General features: G+C 58.0%; 22 protein-coding genes and 1 tRNA gene. 12 read left to right on the top strand and 11 right to left on the bottom strand.

The genetic code is table 11. The annotated features are described in order from the left end of the window. The first annotated feature begins 165 nt into the window (after positions 1-165). The 6 genes from QHL1GM_RS16265 (at position 166) to QHL1GM_RS16240 (ending at position 7,830) form a co-directional block, all read left to right on the top strand. Positions 166-1,722: an ABC transporter substrate-binding protein gene (locus tag QHL1GM_RS16265; protein WP_071695398.1), complete on the top strand. Its 1,557-nt coding sequence runs from the start codon at positions 166-168 to the stop codon at positions 1,720-1,722. A gap of 76 nt (positions 1,723-1,798) precedes the next feature. Then, positions 1,799-2,779, top strand: coding sequence for an ABC transporter permease (locus QHL1GM_RS16260; RefSeq protein ID WP_071695397.1), 981 nt, complete (start codon positions 1,799-1,801; stop codon positions 2,777-2,779). Continuing rightward, a complete protein-coding gene (locus QHL1GM_RS16255) occupies positions 2,776-3,609 on the top strand; it encodes an ABC transporter permease (protein WP_071695396.1) in 834 nt (277 codons plus the stop codon). Before QHL1GM_RS16260 ends, QHL1GM_RS16255 begins: the two co-directional genes overlap by 4 nt. A gap of 9 nt (positions 3,610-3,618) precedes the next feature. Further along, positions 3,619-5,259 (top strand): ABC transporter ATP-binding protein, encoded by a 1,641-nt coding sequence (locus QHL1GM_RS16250; RefSeq protein ID WP_071695395.1) that lies wholly within the window; start codon positions 3,619-3,621, stop codon positions 5,257-5,259. 29 nt (positions 5,260-5,288) lie between these two features. After that, positions 5,289-6,680, top strand: a complete 1,392-nt coding sequence (locus QHL1GM_RS16245) for an FAD-binding oxidoreductase (RefSeq protein ID WP_071695394.1) — start codon at positions 5,289-5,291, stop codon at positions 6,678-6,680. A 31-nt stretch (positions 6,681-6,711) separates the two neighbouring features. After that, positions 6,712-7,830, top strand: a complete 1,119-nt coding sequence (locus QHL1GM_RS16240) for a histidinol-phosphate transaminase (protein WP_071695393.1) — start codon at positions 6,712-6,714, stop codon at positions 7,828-7,830. Here QHL1GM_RS16240 and QHL1GM_RS16235 read toward each other — a convergent pair. The 9 genes from QHL1GM_RS16235 to QHL1GM_RS16195 all read right to left on the bottom strand — a co-directional run bounded on the left by QHL1GM_RS16235 (position 7,827) and on the right by QHL1GM_RS16195 (position 16,308). Continuing rightward, entirely contained in the window at positions 7,827-8,783 is a 957-nt protein-coding gene (locus QHL1GM_RS16235; protein WP_071695392.1) for a branched-chain amino acid transaminase, read from the bottom strand. The genes QHL1GM_RS16240 and QHL1GM_RS16235 overlap by 4 nt on opposite strands. Continuing rightward, complete coding sequence (locus QHL1GM_RS16230) at positions 8,780-9,886, bottom strand: class II histone deacetylase (RefSeq protein WP_071695391.1); 1,107 nt, start codon at positions 9,884-9,886, stop codon at positions 8,780-8,782. Before QHL1GM_RS16230 ends, QHL1GM_RS16235 begins: the two co-directional genes overlap by 4 nt. Then, entirely contained in the window at positions 9,883-10,914 is a 1,032-nt protein-coding gene (locus QHL1GM_RS16225; protein WP_071695390.1) for a histone deacetylase family protein, read from the bottom strand. Before QHL1GM_RS16225 ends, QHL1GM_RS16230 begins: the two co-directional genes overlap by 4 nt. A gap of 21 nt (positions 10,915-10,935) precedes the next feature. Continuing rightward, positions 10,936-12,210, bottom strand: a complete 1,275-nt coding sequence (locus tag QHL1GM_RS16220; protein ID WP_071695389.1) for a TRAP transporter large permease — start codon at positions 12,208-12,210, stop codon at positions 10,936-10,938. Further along, complete coding sequence (locus tag QHL1GM_RS16215; protein ID WP_071695388.1) at positions 12,207-12,752, bottom strand: TRAP transporter small permease; 546 nt, start codon at positions 12,750-12,752, stop codon at positions 12,207-12,209. Before QHL1GM_RS16215 ends, QHL1GM_RS16220 begins: the two co-directional genes overlap by 4 nt. A gap of 116 nt (positions 12,753-12,868) precedes the next feature. Then, the gene (gene dctP, locus QHL1GM_RS16210; protein ID WP_071695387.1) at positions 12,869-13,942 is read right to left on the bottom strand and encodes a TRAP transporter substrate-binding protein DctP; all 1,074 of its coding nucleotides are present in this window, start codon (positions 13,940-13,942) and stop codon (positions 12,869-12,871) included. A 114-nt stretch (positions 13,943-14,056) separates the two neighbouring features. Continuing rightward, complete coding sequence (locus QHL1GM_RS16205; protein WP_071695386.1) at positions 14,057-14,998, bottom strand: ornithine cyclodeaminase family protein; 942 nt, start codon at positions 14,996-14,998, stop codon at positions 14,057-14,059. 1 nt (position 14,999) lies between these two features. Next, the gene (locus QHL1GM_RS16200; protein ID WP_008959745.1) at positions 15,000-15,356 is read right to left on the bottom strand and encodes a RidA family protein; all 357 of its coding nucleotides are present in this window, start codon (positions 15,354-15,356) and stop codon (positions 15,000-15,002) included. A gap of 184 nt (positions 15,357-15,540) precedes the next feature. Further along, positions 15,541-16,308 carry an AraC family transcriptional regulator gene (locus QHL1GM_RS16195; protein WP_071695385.1) on the bottom strand — a complete coding sequence of 256 codons (768 nt, stop codon included), beginning with the start codon at positions 16,306-16,308 and terminating at the stop codon, positions 15,541-15,543. A 187-nt stretch (positions 16,309-16,495) separates the two neighbouring features. Between QHL1GM_RS16195 and QHL1GM_RS16190 the strand changes: the two genes are divergently transcribed. Next, positions 16,496-17,866, top strand: a complete 1,371-nt coding sequence (locus tag QHL1GM_RS16190) for a glycosyltransferase (RefSeq protein WP_083571047.1) — start codon at positions 16,496-16,498, stop codon at positions 17,864-17,866. Positions 17,867-17,965: 99 nt separating this feature from the next. Here the strand turns inward: QHL1GM_RS16190 and QHL1GM_RS16185 are convergent. Next, positions 17,966-18,052: transfer RNA gene (locus tag QHL1GM_RS16185), tRNA-Leu, on the bottom strand. Between the two features lie 114 nt (positions 18,053-18,166). Between QHL1GM_RS16185 and queA the strand changes: the two genes are divergently transcribed. From queA to secF, 5 genes are all read left to right on the top strand, one after another. After that, positions 18,167-19,198 carry a tRNA preQ1(34) S-adenosylmethionine ribosyltransferase-isomerase QueA gene (gene queA, locus QHL1GM_RS16180; RefSeq protein ID WP_071695384.1) on the top strand — a complete coding sequence of 344 codons (1,032 nt, stop codon included), beginning with the start codon at positions 18,167-18,169 and terminating at the stop codon, positions 19,196-19,198. A 56-nt stretch (positions 19,199-19,254) separates the two neighbouring features. Next, positions 19,255-20,391: a tRNA guanosine(34) transglycosylase Tgt gene (tgt, locus tag QHL1GM_RS16175; RefSeq protein ID WP_071695383.1), complete on the top strand. Its 1,137-nt coding sequence runs from the start codon at positions 19,255-19,257 to the stop codon at positions 20,389-20,391. Positions 20,392-20,515: 124 nt separating this feature from the next. Continuing rightward, positions 20,516-20,842: a preprotein translocase subunit YajC gene (gene yajC / locus QHL1GM_RS16170; protein ID WP_071695382.1), complete on the top strand. Its 327-nt coding sequence runs from the start codon at positions 20,516-20,518 to the stop codon at positions 20,840-20,842. 132 nt (positions 20,843-20,974) lie between these two features. Then, positions 20,975-22,828 (top strand): protein translocase subunit SecD, encoded by a 1,854-nt coding sequence (gene secD / locus QHL1GM_RS16165; RefSeq protein ID WP_071696025.1) that lies wholly within the window; start codon positions 20,975-20,977, stop codon positions 22,826-22,828. Between the two features lie 34 nt (positions 22,829-22,862). Further along, complete coding sequence (gene secF, locus QHL1GM_RS16160) at positions 22,863-23,789, top strand: protein translocase subunit SecF (RefSeq protein ID WP_071695381.1); 927 nt, start codon at positions 22,863-22,865, stop codon at positions 23,787-23,789. Between the two features lie 114 nt (positions 23,790-23,903). Here the strand turns inward: secF and QHL1GM_RS16155 are convergent, their stop codons facing one another. Then, positions 23,904-24,698, bottom strand: coding sequence for an inositol monophosphatase family protein (locus QHL1GM_RS16155; RefSeq protein ID WP_071695380.1), 795 nt, complete (start codon positions 24,696-24,698; stop codon positions 23,904-23,906). Positions 24,699-24,755 lie beyond the last annotated feature (57 nt).

Below are 24,755 nucleotides of genomic sequence, written 5' to 3'. Positions count from 1 at the left end.
ACCGCGTGCTGCTACTTTCAAAGAGACTGGTTTCAAAGTGCCAGCTTTTGAAAATGCTAGTTTTAAAACAGACCCCCAACAAACATCACAACAGGGTCTGACACGCCTCGCTCGCCTAACGACTACGTAAACCGATTACGTGCTAATAACCGAGGAGCAGGAAACATGAAAAAACCTTTAGCTTTGGCTATTTCCGCTGCAGCACTCGCTTTCACCACCGCCGCTCTGGCCGATGACCCTAAAGAAGGGGGTGTCGTTAACACCATTATCCAGCCCGAACCGCCAGGACTGGTGCTGGGCATGATTCAAAACGCCCCCACACGCACCGTATCGGGCAATATCTACGAAGGCCTACTGCGCTACTCCACCGACCTTGAACCCATGCCGCAACTGGCGGAGTCCTGGGAGGTCAGCGAGGATGGCCGCACCTATACTTTCCATCTGCGTGAAGGCGTTACCTGGCACGACGGCGAAGCATTTACCGCTGACGATGTGGTGTTCTCCGCCGATGTTTTCCACCGCGAGCTGAACCCCAGCGCCCGCGCTGTCCTGCAGCACGTGGAGAGCATCGAAGCCACCGACGACCACACCGTCGTGTTTACGCTGACTCAACCCTTCGGCCCATTCCTGATCTCCTTTGAAGCAGGCACCTTCACCATGGTGCCCGAGCACCTCTACGCAGATACTGATTTCCGCGATAACGAGCACAATGACCACCCCATCGGTACCGGCCCGTTCAAGTTCTCCAACTGGGAGCGCGGCACGGTGATTGAGCTGGTCAAGAACGAAGAGTATTACGAAGAGGGCCTGCCCTACCTGGATGGCGTTAATTGGCACATTATTCCTGACGGCGCCTCCCGTGCGGTGGCGTTCGAAAATGAAACCATTGACGTTCTGCCCAGCGGTACCGTCGAGAACTTCGATATTCCCCGCTTAGCCGAGATGGATAACGTCTGCATGACCGAAGAGGGCCACGAGTACTTCAGCCCCTTTGCCATGCTGTGGATGAACAACCGTGAAGGCCCTACGGCGGATAAGCGCTTCCGTCAGGCGGTGATGTACGCCATGGATCGCGAGTTCGCCAAAGATGTCCTGTGGAACGGCCTGGGCAATGTGCCGCTCTCCGCCTTTGGCTCCAATGCGCGTTTCCAGAACGACGACCTGGAACCCTACGATCACAACCCCGAACGCGCCCGTGAGCTGCTCGATGAAATGGGCTACGACGGCGAAGAGATCACCATTCTGCCGCTGCCCTACGGCGAAACCTGGACGCGCTGGGCCGAAGCCGTGCAGCAGAACCTGCGCGAAGTGGGTATTAACGTTGAAACCCAGGCCACCGACGTGGGCGGCTGGAACCAGCGCCTGGGCGATTGGGATTACGACCTTGCCTTTACCTACCTATACCAGTACGGCGACCCGGCGCTGGGTATTTCACGTACCTACCTTTCCGACAACATCGCCAAAGGCTCGCCCTGGAATAACGTCGAAGGCTACGAAAACGAGCGTGTCGACGAGCTGTTTAACGAAGCCGCCACGGCTTTCCCCGACGAAGAGCGTGAAGCGCTTTACCGTGAAGTACAGGAAATCCTGCACGAAGATGTGCCCGTTGGCTGGCTGATGGAGCTGGGCTTCCCGACGCTGTATCGCTGCGATGTGCAGAACCTGGTTACTTCCGGCGTGGGTGTTAACGATGGCTTTAAAGATGCTTGGCTAGACCGCTAAACCCAAGCCACCCAGGTAGCGCGAGCTACCTGGGTTTTCCAGCTATGTCTTGAAGGTATTAGTCAGGAAACTACTTATGGTTTACGCGCGCCTAATCCTAATGCGGCTGTTCAAGGCCGTGATTGTGCTGTTTTTAATCGTTATTTTTAACTTCTTGCTGATTCAGCTGGCCCCCGGTGACCCGGCCGCGATTCTGGCTGGCGAAGCGGGTGCCGCGGATCAGGAGTTTCTCGACCAACTGCGCGAGCGCTTTGGGCTCGACCAGCCGATGTATGTGCAGCTGTGGCGCTACGTGACGGGTATCGCCATGCTCGATTTCGGCTACTCCTACCGTTTGGGCGTCCCAGTCTTTGATCTGATTATGGCGCGCCTGCCCGCCACCCTACTGCTCACCGGCACCGCCTTTGTGCTCTCACTGGTGCTGGGCATCGTGGCAGGCTCCATGGCTGCAGCACGGGTTAAAAAGCCTTCCGGCTCGATCATCATGGCGCTGGCGCTGGTGTTCTACGCTACCCCGCTGTTCTGGGTCGCGCTGATGTCGGTGGTGGTGTTTTCCGTCTACCTGGGCTGGCTGCCTGCCTACGGGCTTTACACCGTGGGGGCAGGCCATACGGGGTTTGCGCTGGTGCTCGACGTTGCCAAACACTTAGTGCTACCGGCGACCACCTTAGCGCTGTTCTTTATGGCGATTTATACCCGCATGACGCGCACTTCAATGCTAGATGCCGCTCAGCAGGATTACGTCAAAACCGCCCGCGCCAAAGGCTTGAAGCCCAGCATTATCCAGCGCCGGCATGTGTTGCGTAACGCCCTGCTGCCGATTATCACTTTGGCCGGCCTGCAGGCAGGGCAAATGGTCGGCGGCGCGATCCTGACCGAAACCGTGTTTGCCTGGCCCGGCATCGGGCGGCTGATGTTCGAAGCGCTGCAGCAGCGCGACTACAACCTGCTGCTGGGCATTTTCTTCTTCTCGGCGGCCTTGGTCATCGTCTTCAATATCATCACCGATTTGGTTTACAGCCTGGCTGATCCACGCATCAAGAAGGGGGCCTCATGAGCTTTTTCGCACGCTTCGCGCAAAACCGTGGCGCCCTCGTCGGGCTGATTATCCTGCTGCTGATTATCGCCATGGCGATACTCGCTCCACTGCTGTTTCCTGAATCGCCCTGGCGCATGGTGCAGCGACCCTTTTTGCCGCCGCTCTCGCAGGATGGCTTTCCCCTGGGCACCGACACCATGGGCCGCAATGTGGCCTCAGGCTTAATGCACGGCGCCTGGGTATCGCTGTTGATCGGGCTGGTATCCACCAGCGTGGCGCTGCTGATCGGCGTTCCCTTGGGGGCCATTGCTGGCTACTACGGCGGAATCATAGACGATGTATTGATGCGCTTTACCGAGTTCTTCCAGACCATCCCCAACTTCGCGCTGGCGATTGTACTGGTGGCCATCATGCAGCCCAGCATCACCTCGATTGTGCTGGCGATTGCGATCGTCAGCTGGCCGCCGGTGGCCCGCTTAGTGCGCGCTGAATTTATGTCGCTGCGCAACCGCGAGTATGTCGAAGCCGCGCGCTTGGTTGGTCAGTCCAACAGCACGATCATTCTGCGTCAGATTCTGCCCAATACGCTGTCGCCGATTATCGTGCTGGCATCGCTAATGGTGGCCACCGCGATTTTGCTGGAGTCGGCGCTGTCGTTTCTCGGCCTGGGCGACCCTAATGTGATGTCCTGGGGCTATATGATCGGCGCAGCGCGCACGGTGATTCGTCAGGCGTGGTGGCTGAGTTTCTTCCCAGGGGTGGCGATTCTGCTCACCGTACTGGCGTTAAACCTGGTAGGTGAAGGTTTAGACGACGCTTTGAACCCCAAACTATCACGCGAGCGCTAAGGACTTTATATGCCTATTACAGAGAATCAATCGGCTGACACCGTCCTCAGCATTCGCGACCTCAACATTGCGCTCCCTAAAGGGGCGGATCGCGCCTTGGCGGTGGAGGACGTTAGCTACGAGGTGAAGCGCGGCGAAATCATGTGCGTGGTGGGCGAGTCAGGCTCCGGTAAATCGATGGCCGCCAACGCCGTGATGGGGCTACTGCCCAAGGGCGTGAACGCCACCCATGGCGAGATACTCTTTGAAGGGCAAGACCTGCTCGGCCTGACGGAAAAGCAGCACCGCGCCCTGCGTGGGCTAAAAATTGGCATGATATTTCAGGAGCCAATGACTGCACTGAATCCGCTGATGCGGGTAGGCGCGCAAATTGCCGAAGTGTTCGAGGCCCACGGCCAGCTCACTCCCAAGGAGCGCCAGGCCCGTGCGCTGGAACTGCTGATCGAAGTGGGAATTCCACAGCCGGAGAAGGCCATTCGCGCCTACCCGTTCGAGCTTTCCGGCGGCCAGCGCCAGCGGGTAATGATTGCTATGGCGCTGGCGTTGGAGCCCATTTTGCTGATTGCCGATGAGCCCACCACCGCGCTGGATGTGACCACCCAGGCGCAGATACTTGAGCTGATTCGCGACCTTCAGCAGCGGCGCGGCATGTCGGTGATGTTTATCACCCACGACTTTGGCGTGGTGGCCGAAATTGCCAACCGCGTTTGCGTCATGCGACACGGCAAAATCGTCGAGCTGGGAGACGCCAAACCGGTGCTTGAGAACCCTCAAGACGCCTATACCCAAGCGTTGATTGCAGCAATTCCCAGCAATGCGGTGCCGCCCCACCGGGAGACCAGCCAAGTCGCCCCGCTGCTGGAAATCAAGCAGCTCAATAAAGTCTTTCGCTCCCGGGGCGGGTTCCTTAAACCTTCCCGCGAAGTGCGTGCCCTAGAGGATGTATCGCTCACCTTGGCGCGGGGTGAAACGGTGGGGATCGTAGGTGAGTCCGGTTCGGGCAAATCCACCCTCGGTCGCTGTGTGGTGCGTTTAGAGCACCCCGATAGCGGCGAGTTGCTGCTTGATGGCGTCAACCTTTCCCAGCTCAAAGGCGATGCGCTACGCCGTGAACGCCACCGAGTGCAGATGATATTCCAAGACCCCTACGCATCGCTCAACCCACGTACCAAAGTGGGCATGGCGATTGCTCAAGGGCCGATTGCCAACGGTACACCCAAAGCCGCGGCGCTTAAACAGGCGGGGGAGCTATTAGACATGGTGGGCTTGGGCGCCAGCGCCGTGGAGCGCTTCCCCCACGAATTTTCCGGCGGCCAGCGTCAGCGCATAGGCATTGCCCGAGCGCTAGCGCTTAACCCCGAGCTTATCGTGGCGGACGAAGCCGTGTCGGCCCTGGATGTTTCGATTCAAGCCCAGGTACTGGAACTGCTCGAGGAGTTAAAGCAGCGCCTCTCGCTTTCACTGCTGTTTATCACCCACGACTTACGCGTCGCTGCGCAGATTTGCGACCGCATCGTGGTGATGCAGTATGGCCGCATCGTCGAGCAAGGCAGCGCCGAGCAGATTTTCCTCGCCCCAAAAGAGGCGTACACCCAAGCGCTGCTTAAGGCGATTCCGGGCCGCGAGGCGCCCGTAGCGGCCACTGCGTAAATTATTTAATGGTAAAAAAAGGATACCCAATGCAGATAACCCTGGAGGCGCTGCGCGCTATTGTGGGCCCGGCCCATGTATTGACCGGCGACGATGTGCACAGCCGACGCGTGGATTGGATGACCGGCGCCCCCTGCCAAGCCGGGGCAATTGTGCGCCCGGCGGATACCGAGCAAGTCGCTGCGGTCATGCAGGCTTGTCATCAGGTGCAGCAGCCGGTGGTCACCCACGGTGGGCTAACCGGGTTGGTGCACGGTGCAGAAGCTAGCCCGGATGAGTTGGTGATTTCCCTGGAACGCATGAGCGCGATCGAAGAGATTGATCAAGTGGGCGGCACACTCTCCGTGCAGGCCGGGACACCACTGCAGCAGGTTCAGGAGGCGGCTAAAGAGGTTGGGCTGCAGTTTCCGCTAGATCTGGGCGCGCGAGGCAGTTGCACCATTGGCGGCAATATCGCCACCAACGCCGGCGGTGTTCGAGTCATCCGCTACGGCATGATGCGCCAGCAGGTGCTTGGCCTGGAAGCGGTAATGGCCGATGGCCGGGTAGTCAGCTCCATGAACCGCATGTTGAAAAACAACGCCGGTTTCGATTTAAAGCAGCTGTTTATCGGCAGCGAAGGCACCCTGGGGATTGTGACCCGCGCAGTGCTGCGCCTGCAGCCACCTACCCCCAGCGAGCAAACCGCGATGGTGGCCTGCCCTTCGTTTGAGGCGTTAACCGGGCTGCTCAGTCATATGGGCAAAGCGCTCGGGGGAGGCCTGGGTGCTTTTGAGGTGATGTGGCAAAACCACTACCGGTTGCTCACTGAAGCCCTGGGCCGCCACACCCCGCCGATTGCCACCGAGCATCCGTTTTATGTGATCATTGACTCCCTGGGCAGCGACGCCGAGCGCAATGCCACTCAGTTCAGCGAGGCGTTAGAAAGCGCGTTAGAGAGCGAGCTGATTGTGGATGCGGTGATTGCGCAGTCGACTACCCAGCGCGATGGACTGTGGGCGATACGTGAAGATATCGAAGGGTTAATCAAAGGCTTGGCACCGCTGTTCACTTTTGATGTCAGCCTGCCGATTGCCGATATGCAGCGCTACACCGATGCCCTGGAAGCACAACTGAAGCAGCGCTGGCCCGAGGCTCGCCTGGTGGTCTTTGGTCACCTGGGCGATGGCAACCTGCATATTTCCGTCAACGCGGGGAGCGCCGATGTCGAGGTGCGCCGTGAAGTGGAAGCCATGGTCTATCAGCCGCTGGCGGCACTTGGCGGCTCGGTTTCCGCCGAACACGGCATTGGCCTGGAGAAGCGGCCCTGGCTCTATACCTGCCGCTCCAGCGCTGAAGTCGAACTGATGCATACGCTCAAGCAAGCGCTAGACCCACTCAATCTATTGAACCGCGGTAAAGTGCTTCAAGAAGCGTTTTAAGTTACTCATTAACACTGTTTTAGGACTTACCATGCCTAGCCAAAGTACGCCCCGTTATCCCGAGCACTTAACTGGCGAAGGCCCGCATAACCCCTTCCCAGGTATCAAAGTATTAGAGCGCCGCATTGGAAAGGAGATCCCCCACCGGCTGGGCTCTAACGAAGGCCTGGATATGCCCCACCGCGCCCTGCGCGAGCACTTTGGCAATGCCCTGGCCGAACACGTTTACTGCTACGGCGATGCCGAGGCTCTGGGTGTGCGTCAACGCTTGAGTGCTCAGCAAGGTATTGCTCTGGAAACCATGCTGGTAGATGCCGGTGCTGACAGCTTGATTGCCCTGGCCCTACGCACCACCTGCGAGCCGGGGGAAACCGTGGTGAGCACTGCAGGCACCTACCCCACCTTGGGCTATTTTGCCAAAGGCCAAGGCTGCCGCCTGATTGAACCCAGTTACCTTGAAGCACCGGGCGTGCTGGCCCCCGATCTGGAAGCTCTTGTAGCAGCGGCGCATCAGGAAAACGCACGGCTGGTATATCTGGCCAACCCCGACAACCCCAGCGGCCACTTACATAGCGACAGGGCGATTCTCGAGCTGCGCGAAGCGCTGCCCGACACCTGCTGGCTGTTGCTGGATGAGGCCTATGGGGACTTCCGCGATGACGCGGGTAGCGAGTTCGCTGCCAAAGCAATACCGGGGGTAATTCGCCTGCGCACGCTTTCCAAGGCTCACGGCCTGGCGGGCCTGCGCATTGGCTACGCCATCGCCGACCCTGAAGTGCTGGCGATAATGATGAAGGTGCGTATCCACTACGCGGTGTCGTCACTGACCCTGGCCGCTGCAGAAGTCGTGCTCGACCATCCTGACGAGGTTCATCAACACGTCACCGATGTAAAAGCACGCCGTGAGCAGTTGGCTGAGCACTTTCGCTCACTCGGTGCCGACGTGCTTCCCAGCGCTACTAACTTTATCGGCATTCGCCTGCCCAGCGAGGAACTCGCCGCCGAGGTACACAAGCAACTGCTCGCCGAAGGCGTATTAGTCACTCGCCTGACACACCCAGAGCTTGCCAATGTGATCCGTATTACGGCTGTGCAAGCAGCGCTGGAGCCGGGAAGATTGGCCGCGTTAGAGAAGGCGATTAGCGCTTAAGCCGGGGTTAACCAGTGGTGAAAATCATCCAACTCTCCCCGCGCCGCCTGACGATATAGTCTCTGCAGTTGAGCCGTGACGCTATCAGCTTTGATCGCCTCGTTGACCGGAGGTGCGCCAGCACGCCCACCAATGCGGCGACCATCCAGCTCGCGAAGCGGGAGTATTTCGGCGGCGGTGCCGGTTAAGAAAGCCTCATCGGCGGTGTATAACTCGTCGCGGGTTATACGCCGCTCGCGCACTTCTATGCCCAGCACTTTTTGCGCCAGCTGAATCACGCTATCCCGGGTGATGCCTTGCAAACACGAGGTTACTTCCGGGGTGTGCAGCACGCCATCACGGAGCAAAAAGACGTTGGCCGCCGAGGCCTCGGCTACATAGCCTTCCGGGTCGAGCATGATAGTTTCATCGAACCCGGCTTTGATCGCCGTATTCAGCGCCAGTATCGAGTTGACGTAGTGGCCGTTAGTTTTCGCCCGACACAGGCTGATATTAACGTGGTGGCGCGCCCAAGACGACGTCAGCGCGCGCAAGCCGTGGGTCGCGGCCTGGGGTGAAATGTAGGGGCCTAAATCCCAGGCGGCGACCATCACATGGGTCGTTAGCCCCTGGGCGCGTAGCCCTAAGCCTTCTGCACCAAAAAACACGGTAGGTTTCAGATAGGCATTGCTCAGGCCGTTTTTGGTCAGACACTCGCGCTGGGCATTGATCAACTCCGCTTCACTAAACGGCAGCGGCATATCCAGCGAATGGGCGCTTTCTGCCAAGCGGCGGGTATGTTCAGCAGCACGAAACAGATGCGTGCCGCTGGGGCCAGCGTAGGCGCGCACTCCCTCAAAACAGCCCATGCCGTAATGCAGCGTATGGGTGAAGACATGCACCTTGGCCTCGCGCCACTCCAGCCATTCACCGTCGTGCCAAATCCAGCCATCGCGGTCATAAAGCGGTGTCATTGTTTGCGTTGCTCCCACTGTTGGCACCAGTCGTCGATTAACAGCTCCTGGTGCGGTTGCAGGGCCTGATAGCCCCAAGCGGCAATTTCATCGTTTTGCGGGTCGGGCACGGCAATGGCACTGCCCGCCAGGGTTTGGATCACCGCGTGGCCGCATAACGGCACATAACCTTCCGAATAGCCGCCTTCGTGAATGAACACCAGTTTGCCATCGCAGCAGCGCTCGGCCAGTGCTTTAAGCTGGGCGGTCATGGTGGCGAAGGCTTGGCTATTGAGCAGCATTTTTCCTAAGGGATCCTTAGCGCAGGCGTCGTAACCACAGGCCACCACGATTAGCTCGGGGTTAAAGGCCTCCAGCGCGGGCAGCACCAGTTTTTCCATGGCGTACGCGTAGGCACCAAGGCCACAGCCAGGGGGCAGCGGTAGGTTGAGATTGGCACCCAGCCCTACGCCTTCGCCCTGTTCGTCAAAACTGCCGGTTTCCAGCGGGTAGTTAGCCGCCTGATGGAGTGAGACGGTCAATACATTGGGCTCGTCATAAAACGCCGCCTGCTGACCGTTGCCGTGGTGGACATCCCAATCGAGTATCGCCACCCGGTTCACCTGCCCCAAGGCCCGGGCGCGCATCACCGCCACGGGGATATTGCCCAGCAGGCAGAACCCACGGCCTTGATCGGTTTCAGCATGGTGGCCCGGCGGGCGGCATAGGGCGTAGGCATTGCTCACCTCGCCCAGCGCCACGGCTTCAACGGCGGCAATGGCCAGCCCTGCGGACTGCGTGGCTGCCGCCCAACTGCCAGGCATGTAAGGTGCGCAGTCGCCACCGTTGCCGCCCCGCGTTTTATCCCCTGCCTGCAGTTCGTCCAGGTAACGAGGGGTGTGAAAACGCAGCAGGTCATCTAGCGACGCGGCAGGTGGCTTCACCACGTTCAGCTCGTCAACCAGCCCACTGACTTCAAGAATGTTTTTCAGGCGTCGCTTGCTCTCCGGGCTTTCCGAGGCGGCCTGGGGCTGTAAAAACTCACCCGGCGCGGAAAATACCCCAATCGTGCCTAAATCATGCCAAAAGCAGCGCTCGTGCCAGTAAAAACCGGTTCTGCTCATGCCGTAAAACCGTGCATAAACGCGGTCAGGTTGGCGCTTAGGTGCTCTGTGGGGTAGCCGCCCTCTTGAACAATCACCATAGGTAGCGCAAGCGCCGCCAGGCGTTTACCCACCTCGATAAACGCCTCGGTTTCCACCGTAAGCCCCGCGAGCGGGTCATCTTTGTGGGCGTCTAAGCCTAGCGCCACCACCACGGCATCGGGCTCGTAGCGCTGCAGGTGATCAATTAACACTGCCAGGGCGTCCAGATAGACCTCCCCGTCGCTGCCTACCGGCAAGGGCAGATTAACGTTAGCACCTACGCCCTCTTCGTCGCCCTCTTCATCAGCGCCGCCCCAAAAAAACGGATAGAAATCACTAGGGTCGGCGTGCAGCGAGCCCGTCCAGACATCGCTGCGGTGATAGAAAATATCCTGGGTGCCGTTGCCGTGGTGCAGATCCACATCGATGATCGCCACCTTAGCAAAGCGTTCGCGCAGCACCGTGGCGGCCAGCGCGGAATTGTTCAGCAGGCAAAAGCCCCCGGCACGCTCCGGCCCGGCATGGTGACCCGGCGGGCGGCACAGCGCGTAGGCCGTTGGCGCGCCATTAAGCACCTCTTCTGCCGCCGCTTCAGCGCTAGCGGCTGAGGCCAGCGCGCCTTGAAAGCTGGTAGCACTTAGCGGGCAGGCCATATCGTGCAAATGCCAGCCCGCTTGCCCAATCGGGTGGCGCGGGTAGTGGTAACCACCACCGCAAGGGTGAATATTGGGTGCAACAAATTCCGCCGCATTGGGCAGCGCCTGCCAGCGGGCGTAAATGGTGTCCAGGAACGTTAGGTAGCGCGGCGTATGAATCTGCTCTAAGCGCTTGCGCAGCGTTGGCGAATCCGCCTCAGTAGGCGCGGTCAGGGTCAGCCCCGCCGTTGCCAGCCCCTGGGTAAGCAGCTCGGCGCGTACCGGACCTTCTGGCGAAGGCACAGGCTGGCCGCGCAGCAGGAAGGTCGGCGGCGCATGCAACGTCTGGTCAGGGTGATAAAAACACTTCATGGGTCGCAGTCCTTAGCTAAATTACAGCAGTGACGGAATCCAGGTGGAGAGTGCTGGGAACGCAGCCAGGAGCACAATCACTACTAAAAACGACACGTAAAACGGCAGCGAGGCCACGATCGCTCGTTCGTAGGGCACCTCGGCTATTCGCGCGGCGGTCATCAGCGTCATACCCACTGGCGGTGTCACGTTGGAGATATTGAGCACCACGATCATCAAAATGGCGAAGTGCAGCGGATCAAAGCCCAGCTGGATCATCGCTGGCACCAGAACCGGCGCAATGACCACCAGTGCAGGCAGCACGTCCATCACCGTGCCAATCACCAAGAGTAGCAGACACACCAGCATCAATTGCACAAAGGCCACATCGCTAAAGGTGGTGATCATACTGGCCGCATCCCTGGCGATGCCCGAGCGAGTGACGAACCAGCCCAGTACCGCCGATGTCGCCAGCAGAAAAAATACTACCCCGGAGAAGCGCACCGTGGTCACCAGTGAATCCCAGATTTTGCGCCAGGTAAGATTACGGTAGAAGACCACACCAATCACAATGGCGTAAACCGCCGCAAAGCCCGAGGCTTCGGTAATCGTGGTGAGCCCCGAGAGAATCCCCCCGAGGATAATCAGCGGCACCACCATCGCAGGCAGCGCGACTAACAGTGCGATGATGGCCGCCTTAAAGGGTGTAGGTGCCTGTTTAGGGTAGTTGCGCTTCCAGGCCAGGAAGAAGCTGACGCCCAGTAGCGCCAGCGCCATCAACAGGCCGGGAATAATGCCACCGGCAAACAGGTCAATCACCGAAATATCCCGCAGCAGCGTGGCATACACCACCATCACCACGCTTGGGGGAATAATCGGCCCGATAATGGAAGAACAGGCGGTAACCGCAGCGGCGTATTCGGCATCGTAGCCCTGCTTTTTCATCTCGGGAATCATGATTTTGCCGATGGCGACGGTATCGGTGACCGCCGCGCCGGTGAGACCCGCAAAGAACACCGAGACCGAGATATTCACATGGGAGAGTGACCCGCGCACCCGACCGAACAGTGCATTGTTGAACGCGATCAATTTATGGGTCAGCCCGCCCTGGTTCATCAGCTCTGCGGTGAAAATAAAGTAGGGCACGGCAATCAGTAGAAAGCCGGAGACGCCGGAGAACATGCGATCGGCAATGATGCCGAGCATGCGCTCGCCGCCGATGGCAAAGCCACCCGCCAACCCGGACATGGCCATCACCACCGCCACCGGTGCACCGATAAACAGCAGCACGACAAACGCAATAATTGCAGGGGTCATGAGCGGTGCTCCCCGTCACTGGTGTCGATGAGTTCGCCAATCACGTCCTGATCAGCGATGAAATGCTCCAGCAGGGCAAAGCCATGCACCAGGTGCAGCAGCATGAGGACGCCACTGAGAGGCACAACGATAGCGGTCACCTTGCTGGGAATGCGGATTTGATCGGAGACCATGTAGACCTGGGTGGCACTGGCGAAGTAATCCCAGCCGTACCACGTCAGCATCAGTGCAAACAGACCAATCACCGCCAGGCAGAGCCCGGCAGCGACTTGCACCATCACGCGGGGCAAGCTGCGAACCAACAGTGTCATGGCGACATGTTCGCCATAGCGCAGCGAAATCGTCATGGAGAGAAAGCCGATCCAAGGCAGAAACAGCCGCGCCAGTGAGTAGGTCCAGCTAAGCGTGCTACCGGTGATCAGCTTGTAGAGAAACGCAGTGAACGAGATGCCCAGCATCGCCAGAATACAGCCCACACACACCACGATGGCCACCTGATTGACGAGGTCGCTCACGCGGCGCAAAGGAGTTAAAACGCCCATGGTTTTTCCTCACGCTGGGGCCTCACATCGCCCCAGCGTTTATCGTTCGCTAACCGTTATTGGCCCCGGTTTTACTGACCCTGGCTTTATTGGCCCTGCATTTATTGGCCCTGCTTTTATTGACCATAAGTGCGGTAATCGTCTTCTGCCAACTGCTGGCCGACACGTTCAACTTCGTCAAGCAGCCCCTGTACGCGGGCTTCGTCCATGCCGAAGTCATCGACGATCCACTCCTGCCAAGCGGGACGGGCAATTTCCGCCATCCGCTCACGCTCGGCGTCGGGCATCAGGTAGCACTCTTCAAAGCGTTCACAGGACTCCACCCAACTTGCGGTAGCCAAAGCGCCCGACATACCGTGGCTCAGTTGAATCGCTTCCCGCGCGGAGCTTACCAGCGCCTGCTGATGCTCTTCGGGTAACGATTGGTACCACGACTCGCTGACCACCCAGGGGGCGCTGTTATACACATGCCCGGTGAGCGTGGTGTAGTCGGTCACTGCATCAAAATTGAAGGTGGTGTTGAGCACCGGCGCATTGAACTGGCCATCGGCAAGGCCGGTTTCCAGCGCGGTGATGAGCTCGCCCCAGGGCAGCGGTGTGGCAGAGGCGCCTAACGATTGCATTATCGCCACGTGGGCGGGGTTTTCTTCGGTACGGATATTGAGGCCTTCTAAATCTTCGACGGTCTCGATCAAGCGCACGTTGTTAGTGAAGGCGACGAAGCCACCGCCATCGTCGAAGGTGCCCAAATAACGCATATCAGCGGCTTCGACGGTGCCGGACATAAAGTCGGCGAACCATTCACTATCAAAGAAACTCCACGCCTGACGCCAATTGGTAAACAGGAACGGCGCCGTGACGACCTGATAATCCTGGTAAAACGATGACATCGCCCCGGCTGACATAATCGTTGATTGCAGCGTGCGCCCACCCTGCACTTCCGAGCCGTTTTCTACCTCGGAGCCCAGCTGACCGCCGCCGAAGATAGTGACCTCAAGGTCCCCGTCGGTTCGAGCCTCCACCAGGTTCTTAAAGTGCACCAGCGCCGGATAGATTTCGTTATTACTCATATCCTCGGGCAACTGCGTAGCGATCACCATTTCATAGGATTGCGCCTGGGCATTGGCGCTGGCGATAGCCAAAGGCAGTGCCGCCATGGCGGCGAAAAATACTGATTTTTTAGCGTTCATAACATACCTCGTTTTGGTTATTAGTGGGTCTTCGTTATGACTGGCGATGCCACATGATCGGCGACGATGTCGTTGTTGCTATTGTTATTATAAAAACCATATCTGTTGAAAAAATCATGGCTGTTCGGGTAGCGACTCCCATACTTCTATCGCAGCCGCTAAATCTTCCAGGGAAGCGCCTACCGATTTGAAGAGCGTGATGGCTTCCGGTGCAGAGCGCCCCGACTTAGTCCCAGCCAGCACTTCAGCAAGCTCGGCCTGAATCTGGTCGAACTGGAACTCGCCCTCTTCAATGGCTTGCAGGATGTCGCCTGCCTCGCCCTTGGCTCCGGCGTAGGTATCCACAAATACCTCTGAGCGACGCAGACACAGCGCATCGGTTTCGCGCATCTGCGGTCGAAACGCGCCGATCAAATCCAAGTGGGTGCCAGGTGTTAGCCACTCACCTTTAATCAGCGGCTGGTTGGAGAGCGTTACGCAGCTAATAATGTCCGCCTCTGCCGCGGCATCCGCCAGCTCTTCCACCACGTGGGTTTCAAAGCGCTCAGCGTACTCATCGGCAATCGCAGCCGATTTGCTGGGGTTGCGGCCCCAGATCAGCACCCGCTTGATGGGACGGACGCTGGCGTGGGCCTCGATCACCATGGGCGCCAACTTGCCTGTGCCCACCACCAGTAGCGTTTCTGCGTTATCAATCGCCAAGGCTTGGGCGGCCAGCGAGGAAGCCGCCGCCGTGCGACGTCGGGTTAGCTCGCTGCCATCGATACAGGCCAGCGGCTGGCCATGTTTGCCCTCGCTGAGCAAGTAAAGCCCAGAGATCGCTGGGATGCCGTGGTCGGCGTTTTGTGGAAACACGTTGACCATTTTGACGCCGATATAGCCCGCCGCTTCCCAAGCGGGCATTAGCAGCATGGTGGCTTCACCATCTGGCCGGTGCATCGCATGGTGGTGGCGGGGAGGCGACTCCACGCCGTTCACGAACGTCGTGTGTAGCCGCTTGATCAAGCCACCCCACGTCAGGTGGCGAGAAACCTCTTCGGCAGAAACAACCCGCATATCAGGCCTCTGGCAGCGCGGCTACCACCATAATCTCAACTTTCCACTCGGGCTTGGCGAGCTGGGCTTCCAGCGCCGCACGCACTGGCGGGCGACCGGGCACGACCCAGGCATCCCAAGCAGCGTTCATTTGGTCGAACTCCGCCATGCTGGTGACCCAAATTTGCGCCGAGATCAGGTGCTCTTTCGAGGTACCCGCCTGGGCCAGCAGTTGATCAATGCGCGCCAGCACCTGCTCGGTTTGGCCACGCATATCCGCCGTGGCATCAGGGGGAACCTGGCCTGCGAGGTAAACGGTGCCGTTGTGAATCGCCACTTGGCTCATACGTGCATTGCTGTCTTGATAGGTAACGCCCATGGTGTTTTTCCTTGAAAGAGGTTGTGTTGATTTAAAAGGGATCATCAGAGACTAGTGCGCTCGCCGACAAATTACTTGCCCGACACTGCGGTAGATTTGCCCGGAAGTCATGCAGGCAGTTTTCAGGAAGGAGCCATTTACAGAAAGCGGCTATCTAGAGAGGTGTGGCTATCTAAGAGAGGGTCTATCTATCGGACGAAGGAGAGACTTCAAAATAGCGCCTATAGGCGCGGGAAAAACTCCCTTGATCGCAAAAGCCGACCAGCATAGCGATATATCCCAGGCTAAGCGTGCTATGGCGAACTAGCGTGCGCGCGTGCTCTAAACGCCTGCGCTGGACATAGGCCAACGGCGTTACGCCAGTCAGCTCACGAAAACAGCTGTGGAAGTGTCCTGGGCTCAAGGCACATAGGGAAGCTAACTGATCAACGCGGATCTCATCAGCTAGGTGCTGATCCAGCCAGACATCCAAACGAGCAAGGTCGAGGCGTTCGCTAATACAGTGCTGGCCCAACTGCCCGACCGCTGTGGGAGTGGCGTCATGCAGATACATGGTCAGCGCGCGCAGCAGTAGAATCGCGATTTCATTCTGCAGCGCGGGACATTGTTCAAGCTGATTCGCCAGGGCATGGGTGAGCTGGTTTAACGCGGGAGGCACGCTGAAAAAGCGCGGCTTATCGAACAGGCGCTCAATCTCGCTGCCTTTCTCAAGCGACGCCAACTGGGCAACGGGAATATCCAACACTAGGGTACGGTTGTTGCCATCGCCCTGGTATTCGTGATGGCGCGAGGAAGGAATCAGACAGCCACGGCGTGCGGTCACCCTTTCCCCTTGCCCCTCCATCGAAAGCTCCGTAACACCACAAGTGGCCAGAATAAGCTGATGGAAGTCGTGGGTATGGGCCACCTGTTCTTGGGCTAAGTTGCGGCTATGCAGCTCAAAAAGGGCCATGGTGGATTACCGTCTTTCGTCGAGTGCTATTGAAGCACTATAAAACGGCTAGACAATAAAAAGCGAGGGAACCGCCAACTGTTCGCAAACGCTCAGCTCGATGGGCGCAAGCTGGGTGCTGGCTGTCATCCGTCAGTCATGGACTCGGGTTAGCGTGGCAATAAGCTGCCAAAAGAGTCCAAACAAAATGCCACAGCGCCGACGCCCCTCTCTTAGCTCTCCTCTCAGCGACCAGGAAGTCGCGGCCTTAACTCACTTAGCCAACGGCAATGCCCTACACCAGCAACGTGAAGCTGACCGCAAAGCGCGGCTGGCGTCAGCTTTGACGCTGTTCCACTCAACGGCGTCTACGGCCAAGACGCCGCTGAGCGGTATGAAGATACTGATGATTTCGGATGTCTACTTCCCACGCGTTAATGGCGTTTCCACCTCCATCGCCAGTTTTCGAGGGGCCCTTGAACGCCTGGGCCACTCGGTTACGCTGATCTGCCCCGATTATCCAGTCGGTCAGGTGGACGAGCCGGGCGTACTGCGCATCCGTTCGCGCCAGGTACCCGGCGACCCGGAGGATCGCATGATGCGCTACCGGGACTTGATCGCCCTGGCACCACAGCTTGCCGACCAGGACTTCGATCTCATTCATGTCCATACGCCGTTTACCGCCCACTATGCCGGCGTGGCGCTGGGACGTCGGCTCGGACTGCCAGTGGTGGCCACCTATCACACCTTGTTTGAGGAGTATGTTCATCACTATATCCGCTGGCTTCCACGACGCTGGCTGCAACTTGCCGCTCGCCGAGTTTCAGTGCACCAGTGCCAGCAACTCGACGCCTTGGTGGCACCCTCTCAAGCAATGCAGAAAGCACTTATCCGCTACGGCGTGACCACGCCCACCACGGTCATTCCCACCGGCTTGTCGCTTGAGTCGTTCTGCCACCCTCAAGGAGCCCAGGATGATAGCGACTTCCGATCCCACTACGACCTGCCTCAAGAAGCGCGACTGCTGCTCTATGTAGGTCGCGCCGCCTTTGAGAAGAACATCGATTTTCTGATCGATACGCTGCCCAAGGTGTTAGCCGAATACCCCACCACCCGGCTCATTATTACCGGCGAAGGCCCGGCTCATGACTCGCTTGTACGTCGCGCCCAGGAAGTTGGCGTGGCAGAGTCGGTGCTCTTTCTCGGTTACCTTGATCGCAGCGGCCCGCTGCAGGCGGCCTACCGCGCCGCCGACGTTTTTGTGTTTGCATCACGTACAGAAACCCAAGGGCTGGTACTGCTGGAGGCAATGGCACTCGGCACGCCGGTAGTTTCCACCGCCGCGATGGGCACACTTGATGTGTTAAAAGAGGGCGAAGGCTGCCTGATCGCCGAAGATAATCATGACGACTTTGCCACCAAGGTCAATCGCCTGCTAAGCGATAACACCCTGCGCCAACAGCTCGCCGAGCGCGCCCAAACCTACGCCGCCAGTTGGCACGAAGATGCTAAGAGCGCAGAACTGGTTAGTTTCTTTAGAACCCTCACGGCCAAGGGTTTTGAGAAGACAGTGAAGTAAGCCTCAAAATCTCCGCTGGTACTTTGTGGACACATTTAGGAAGGGAAAACACAAATCGCAGGCACAAAAAAGGCGCCTAAGCGCCTGATTTTTAATGTTTGGTGCCGGTAGCCAGACTCGAACTGGCACACCCGTAAAGGCGGCGGATTTTGAATCCGCTGCGTCTACCAATTCCGCCATACCGGCAATGCGTGCGTAGTATACGTAAATTTCTAGTTAGGTCAATCACATTAACTGACTTTATCCAGCCAAAGCGCTATCCTATGCCGCCTGTTTGAACAACGCTAAGAGTTATACGCCATGCAGCGCGCGGATTTTCATTACGAACTACCCGACGAGTTAATTGCTCGCTACCCTTCTGAGCAGCGTAGCGACTGCCGTTTGCTGTGCGTGGATGGGCAGAGCGGCGCGTTGGAGCACCGCCGCTTTCCTGACTTGCTTGAGCTTTTGGAACCGGGCGACCTGCTGGTGTTTAACGACACCCGTGTGATTCCGGCGCGCCTGCACGGTCACAAAGCCAGCGGCGGCAAGGTGGAGATGCTGCTGGAGCGCCCGTTGGATGCTCACCGTGGCTTGGCACATATCCGCTCTAGTAAATCGCCAAAGCCCGGCACCGAGCTAATTTTCGAGGGCGATGTTCACGCCATTGTAGAAGGTCGCCGTGATGCGCTGTTTGAGCTGCGCTTTTTAGGCGATACGCCGATGATTGCACTGCTCGAAAAGCACGGCCATATGCCGCTGCCGCCGTATATTACCCGCGAAGACGAACTCAGTGACCGTGAGCGCTACCAAACCGTCTATGCCCGGCGTGACGGCGCAGTGGCGGCGCCTACCGCCGGGCTTCATTTTGATCAGCCGCTGCTGGATGCCCTTGCCGACAAAGGCATTAACCGCGCTTTTGTCACCCTGCACGTAGGCGCGGGCACCTTTCAGCCGGTGCGCGTCGACAACATCCTTGAACACCATATGCACAGCGAGTGGATTGAGGTTACGGAAGCCACCTGCCAGCAGGTGCGCGAGACCCTGGCAGCCGGCAAGCGGGTGGTCGCCGTGGGCACTACCAGCGTGCGCTGCCTGGAAAGCGCCTGCATGAAAAGTAGCGACGGGAAGATCGCACCTTATAGTGGCGATACCGACATTTTCATCTACCCCGGTTACCAGTGGCGCTGCGTGGATGCTTTAATTACCAACTTCCATTTGCCTGAATCAACTCTGCTGATGCTGGTGTCCTCCTTTGTGGGCTATGACACCATCATGCATGCCTACCAACGGGCAGTGGCCGAGCGCTATGCTTTTTTTAGCTACGGCGACGCCATGCTGTTGACCCGCTAGGTATTGTTTACCCCTGTACTGTCGCGCCAAACGAACGAGATTACGAGTTACTTCATATGCGAAACGAATGCTTTATGCGCTTTGAGCGCTTGGCCGACGATGGTCGTGCCCGCCGTGGCCGCCTTCACTTCCCCCGTGGCACGGTGGAGACCCCGGCATTTATGCCAGTAGGCACCTACGGCACGGTGAAAGGCATGACGCCGGATTCCGTCAAAGAGATCGGTGCCGAAATCATCCTGGGCAATACCTTTCACCTGTGGCTGCGCCCTGGCACCGAAGTGATTGAAGCCCACGGCGACCTGCACGACTTCGCCCAGTGGGATAAACCGATTCTGACCGACTCCGGTGGCTTCCAGGTATTTTCCCTGGGCGAGACGCGCAAGATCACCGAGCAGGGAGTGCACTTCCGCTCGCCGGTTGATGGCAGCAAAGTCTTTATGGGCCCGGAAGAGTCCATGGCGGTTCAGCGTTCGCTAGGCTCCGATGTGGTGATGATTTTTGACGAGTGTACGCCCTACCCGGCTACCTTTGACGAAGCCGAGAAGTCTATGGAGCTGTCGCTGCGCTGGGCCAAGCGCTCGCGGGAAGCCCACGGCGACTCCCCTTCTGCGCTGTTCGGTATTATCCAGGGCGGCATGCATCCTGAGCTACGCGAACGCTCGCTCAAAGGGCTGTTAGAGATTGGTTTTGATGGTTTGGCGATTGGCGGTCTCTCGGTGGGCGAACCTAAGGAAGAAATGATCAAGGTTCTCGACTACTTGCCCACCTGGATGCCCGATGACAAGCCGCGCTATTTAATGGGCGTCGGCAAACCCGAAGACCTGGTGGAAGGCGTGCGCCGGGGGGTGGATATGTTCGATTGCGTGATGCCCACCCGCAACGCGCGTAACGGCCACCTATTCACCTCGGAAGGCACGGTCAAAATTCGTAACGCCAAGCACCGTTTTGACACCCGCCCGCTTGATGAAGAGTGCGATTGCCATACCTGCAAGAGCTTTTCGCGGGGCTATCTGCACCACTTAGACCGTTGCAATGAAATGCTCGGCTCAATGCTCAACACCATCCACAACTTACGTTATTACCAGCGTGTAATGGCTGATTTGCGCGCGGCAATTGAAGCGGGTACATTGACGACCTTTGTGGAAGGCTTCTATGCACGGCGTGGCCTGCCAGTGCCTCCCCTAGCGAATTAATCGCCACGCGCCTTGGCGCGTGGTTTAAACTGCTTGGCTATGCTTTTAAAAACCATGCTTTTTAAGCTTTATTAAACCTAAGCTTTTCTAACCCAGACGTTTTCTAACTCAGGAGTTCTCTGTAATGCTGGATTTCTTCATCTCACCAGCCCATGCCCAAGAAGCCGCCGCTGGCGGTGGTATTGCGCAAATCGTCATGCTGGTCGGCTTCGTGCTGATTTTCTACTTCCTGTTGTGGCGCCCGCAGGCCAAGCGCGCTAAGCAGCACAAGCAACTGGTCAGCAACCTGGACAAAGGTGATGAGATCGTCATTGGCGGTGGTTTGGTGGGTCGTATCACGAAGGTGAGCGACGAATTCCTGACCATCGAGATCTCTGAAGGCACCGAAGTTAACGTGCAGAAGAACGCCGTTGCCGCCGTACTGCCTAAAGGCACCATCAAGTCCATCTAAACCCTGTAATCCCCCTGCCGAGCCAGTGCCAGCCACCCCGGCAGGGGTGACATGGTATGAATGATGGTGAACTTTGCTGTGCACGGCATGTCCTTGCACAGCATTCCGTTTGTAATTGAAGGCAGGGCTTGCATGCTCAACCGTTACCCCCTGTGGAAGTATCTACTGATACTGGTCGTCCTGGTGGTTGGCCTTATCTACTCGCTTCCCAATCTATTCCCCGAAGACCCCGCCATCCAAATCAGCAGCGCCCAAGGCGATTCGTTGGATGAGCGTCAAATAGACCGCGTCGAAACCGCTCTCAGCGAAAACGATATTGAGGTCAAAGCGCTCGAAGAAGAGAACGGGCAGTGGCTCATTCGTTTACGCCATGACGACGATCAACTCCCCGCACGCGACATTGCCACCGACCTTTTAGGCGATGAGGCAACGGTAGCGCTGAACCTCGCCGAAGCAACGCCCGAGTGGCTGCAGGCGTTTTCCGCCTCGCCCATGACGCTGGGCCTTGATCTGCGCGGTGGCGTTCACTTCCTGCTCGAAGTGGATATGGACGCTGCGCTAACCCAGCGTCTGGAAGTCAACGCCAGCGCTATGCGTGAACTGCTGCGCAGTGAGCGTCTCCGCTACCGCAACACTGAAGTCGAAGAGCGCACGCTGTCGATCGATTTCGCCAGCGCCGAAGATCGCGATACGGCACGTAGCCTGATCAGCCGCGACTTCCCTGAGTTTGAATATAGTAGCGAAGGTGATGGCCGTGCTTCCTCGCTAGTAATGACGCTTAGCGACCAGTCGGTCAGCGAAATTCAGGATTACGCGATCAACCAGAACTTGACCACCTTACGCAACCGGGTCAACGAACTGGGTGTGGCTGAGCCTATGGTGCAGCGCCAAGGCCCCAACCAGATCGTCGTGGAACTGCCCGGCATCCAGGACACCGTGGCAGCTAAGCGCATTGTTGGCGCAACGGCTAACCTGGAATTTCGCCTGGAAGCGCGCAACGACACCCCGGATAACGAAACGGAAACCCTTACCTTCCGAAATGAACCTTCGCGCTCTGCCGAGCTAATGCGCGATGTGATCATTACCGGCGATAGCGTTTCCAGCGCCAGCAACAGTTTTGATGAGAATGGCCGCCCGCAGGTCAACATTGATTTGGACGGCACCGGCGGTACGTTGATGAACCGCGCCACGCGCACCAATATCGGCCGCAACATGGCGGTGCTGTTCATTGAGCATAAGAGCGAAGATACCGTGGTGACCGACCCGGAAACGGGTGAAGAGACCATTGAACGCGAGCCTTACGTTGAGCGCGGCCTGATCAGTCTGGCAACGATTCAAAGCGCTCTGGGCAACAGCTTTCGGATCACCGGCCTAGACTCGCCAACGGAAGCCGCTGAACTGGCGCTGCTGCTGCGTTCTGGCTCCCTTGCCGCGCCCATCTACTTTGTGCAAGAGCGCACGATCGGGCCAAGCTTGGGCGCTGAAAACATCGAGCGGGGCCTGCTTTCGGTACAGATCGGCCTGCTGCTGGTCGTGCTGTTTATGCTGGTGCGCTACAAGGTGTTTGGCGTGTTTGCCAATATCGCCCTGGCGCTTAACTTAACGCTGCTGGTCGCGGTGATGTCGATGTTGGGCGCCACGCTGACGCTGCCGGGTATTGCTGGCATCGTACTGACGCTGGGTATGGCGGTGGACGCCAACGTGCTTATTTTCGAGCGAATACGCGAAGAGCTGCGCAATGGAATGTCGGTTCAGCAGGCGATCCAAGCCGGTTATGAGCGCGCCTTCACCTCCATCGTCGACGCCAACATCACCACGCTACTGGTGGCCGTTATCCTGTTCTCGATTGGCTCCGGCCCGGTGAAAGGTTTCGCCGTCACACTCTCTATCGGCATTTTGACGTCGCTGTTCACCGCTCTGATGGTGACTCGCGCCATGGTCAACTTGGCCTATGGCAGCAAACCCGTCAAAAAGCTGTGGATTTAATCCACGTGCTTAGCCCAGAACTTAAGAGGTGGTAATGAAACCCATATCACACCTGCAAATCGACTTTATGGGACGACGCAACATCGCGTTTGTCGTCTCCGCCGTGCTACTTATCGTGTCGATTGGTGCCATCCTGCTCCAGCAGCTCAACCTAGGGTTGGACTTTACTGGCGGCACACTCGTAGAGGTGCGCTATGGCGCTGCGCCCTCTCTGGACGCTATCCGTGTGCTGCTTGAAGAGAGCGGCTTTCAGGATGTCTCCGTACAGACATTTGGGGCATCAACCGAAGTATTGATCCGCCTTCAGCAGGCGTTTGATGCCGATGTGGGCGCTGAGGTCGTTAACCTGCTGCGCGCGAGTGGCGATAGCGTTGACCTTGTTCGCTCTGAGTTTGTGGGCTCCCAAGTTGGTGACCAACTGCGTGATCAAAGCGGCCTAGGCCTGCTGGTAGCACTCGGCGTAGTCATGATCTACGTTGCCTTTCGCTTCCAGTACAAGTTTGCGATTGGCGCACTGCTGGCACTGATGCACGATGTACTGATTGTGGTGGGCGTTTTTGCGCTGTTTCAGCTCGATTTCGACCTTACCGTATTGGCGGCGATCCTAGCAGTTATCGGCTACTCGTTGAACGATACCATTGTGGTTTATGATCGCGTCCGCGAAGCCATCCGCACCTCGCGTATCGACGATATGCCGCAGATATTCAACGAAGCGATTAACGCCACGCTCTCGCGCACCCTGGCAACCTCGGGCACAACTATACTGGTACTGCTCGCGCTGCTACTGCTTGGCGGCGATATGATTGAGAACTTCGCCATTGCGCTGCTGGTCGGTATCGTTGTGGGCACATTCTCGTCTATCTATATTGCCGCGGCGCTGCTGCTACCGCTGAAGCTGTCGCGAGAAGATTTGATTCCCACCAAGAAAGAGCTCGACGAAGAAGAGGAAGAGCTGCCTTAACGGCGCATCTCTTTACTCCTCTTATTTAGCCTACAAAAAGGCCCCTGCTGGGAACCCAGCAGGGGCCTTTTTTCGTCTTTAAAACTTATGTCTTGAAAGATTCAGCAGCGCTGCTTAGAAGTGCGGCGTTAGCTGCTTGATCAGCGCTTTATAGAGACGCGGCCCGGCTGCCATTAACTGCCCTTCTACTTTCACCGTGGGCTGGCCGTCCGGCGTTCCCATCAAGGCGCCCGCCTCTTTCAGGAACAGCGTGCCTACCTGCATATCCTGCTCTTCCAGGCCGAGTACAAAAGCGCTATCCACGCGCCCAGTGGCCAACTCACACAAATCCAGCAGCCCACAGCCCGTGGCCAGCAGGTTTTCGACCTGCGGGGCAAGCTGCTGTGAAACGGTCAAATAGGCAGGTAAATTGCGCGGGCGCAGCCAAACTTCCGGCAGGCTCATGGCCATACGCGTGCCGCTGATGGCGGTAGGCTTGCTAACGCGCATGCGCTTGTCGTTGTGCTGGGCGCCGCGGCCGCGGCTGGCGATATATTCATCGTCGGCGAACGGACAGATAATCACTGCGTGTTCGGGACGACCTTTGATGAGACACACCACTGAGAGTGCAAAGCCCTTACCGGCAACGGCTAAATTGGAGTAGCCATGCATCGGTTCAATTTTCCAGACGATATCCGCGCCTTCGCCTTCACCCGCACGGTGCGGGGTAAAGCGGCCGGTAACTCCATGCTGGGGGTAACCGCGTTCCAACTGCTGAACAATCGTCGCTTCTGCCTTGCGCGCTGTCTCATCGAGCAGGCGGTCAAGGTTAAATTCATCGTGTGCGTTTTCAATACGTTCGCGTACGCGCAGGAAGTGTTCAACGGCGCCACGCGCAGCGCGCAGCGTAAATTGGACCATCGGATTCATGGTTGGGCCTTGTCACAGTGATGTTAAAGAACGGGTAATAATAAATGGGCGCAATTA

This window comes from Halomonas sp. QHL1 (assembly GCF_001882345.1).
Taxonomy (GTDB): Bacteria; Pseudomonadota; Gammaproteobacteria; order Pseudomonadales; family Halomonadaceae; genus Vreelandella.
Note: the sequence above shows the minus strand (reverse complement) of the source record. Positions and strands in the feature narration are given on the sequence as shown.

Coding starts and splice junctions, on each gene's coding strand:
- QHL1GM_RS16200 (WP_008959745.1), bottom strand. CDS start 15,356: ATGGGCGTTACCTATCAAGACAGCAATGCACGTATGAGCCAAGTGGCG.
- QHL1GM_RS16260 (WP_071695397.1), top strand. CDS start 1,799: ATGGTTTACGCGCGCCTAATCCTAATGCGGCTGTTCAAGGCCGTGATT.
- dctP (WP_071695387.1), bottom strand. CDS start 13,942: ATGAACGCTAAAAAATCAGTATTTTTCGCCGCCATGGCGGCACTGCCT.
- secF (WP_071695381.1), top strand. CDS start 22,863: ATGAAACCCATATCACACCTGCAAATCGACTTTATGGGACGACGCAAC.
- QHL1GM_RS16225 (WP_071695390.1), bottom strand. CDS start 10,914: ATGAAGTGTTTTTATCACCCTGACCAGACGTTGCATGCGCCGCCGACC.
- QHL1GM_RS16190 (WP_083571047.1), top strand. CDS start 16,496: ATGCCACAGCGCCGACGCCCCTCTCTTAGCTCTCCTCTCAGCGACCAG.
- QHL1GM_RS16265 (WP_071695398.1), top strand. CDS start 166: ATGAAAAAACCTTTAGCTTTGGCTATTTCCGCTGCAGCACTCGCTTTC.
- tgt (WP_071695383.1), top strand. CDS start 19,255: ATGCGAAACGAATGCTTTATGCGCTTTGAGCGCTTGGCCGACGATGGT.
- QHL1GM_RS16205 (WP_071695386.1), bottom strand. CDS start 14,998: ATGCGGGTTGTTTCTGCCGAAGAGGTTTCTCGCCACCTGACGTGGGGT.
- yajC (WP_071695382.1), top strand. CDS start 20,516: ATGCTGGATTTCTTCATCTCACCAGCCCATGCCCAAGAAGCCGCCGCT.
- QHL1GM_RS16250 (WP_071695395.1), top strand. CDS start 3,619: ATGCCTATTACAGAGAATCAATCGGCTGACACCGTCCTCAGCATTCGC.
- QHL1GM_RS16220 (WP_071695389.1), bottom strand. CDS start 12,210: ATGACCCCTGCAATTATTGCGTTTGTCGTGCTGCTGTTTATCGGTGCA.
- queA (WP_071695384.1), top strand. CDS start 18,167: ATGCAGCGCGCGGATTTTCATTACGAACTACCCGACGAGTTAATTGCT.
- secD (WP_071696025.1), top strand. CDS start 20,975: ATGCTCAACCGTTACCCCCTGTGGAAGTATCTACTGATACTGGTCGTC.
- QHL1GM_RS16155 (WP_071695380.1), bottom strand. CDS start 24,698: ATGAATCCGATGGTCCAATTTACGCTGCGCGCTGCGCGTGGCGCCGTT.
- QHL1GM_RS16230 (WP_071695391.1), bottom strand. CDS start 9,886: ATGAGCAGAACCGGTTTTTACTGGCACGAGCGCTGCTTTTGGCATGAT.
- QHL1GM_RS16215 (WP_071695388.1), bottom strand. CDS start 12,752: ATGGGCGTTTTAACTCCTTTGCGCCGCGTGAGCGACCTCGTCAATCAG.
- QHL1GM_RS16240 (WP_071695393.1), top strand. CDS start 6,712: ATGCCTAGCCAAAGTACGCCCCGTTATCCCGAGCACTTAACTGGCGAA.
- QHL1GM_RS16255 (WP_071695396.1), top strand. CDS start 2,776: ATGAGCTTTTTCGCACGCTTCGCGCAAAACCGTGGCGCCCTCGTCGGG.
- QHL1GM_RS16195 (WP_071695385.1), bottom strand. CDS start 16,308: ATGGCCCTTTTTGAGCTGCATAGCCGCAACTTAGCCCAAGAACAGGTG.
- QHL1GM_RS16235 (WP_071695392.1), bottom strand. CDS start 8,783: ATGACACCGCTTTATGACCGCGATGGCTGGATTTGGCACGACGGTGAA.
- QHL1GM_RS16245 (WP_071695394.1), top strand. CDS start 5,289: ATGCAGATAACCCTGGAGGCGCTGCGCGCTATTGTGGGCCCGGCCCAT.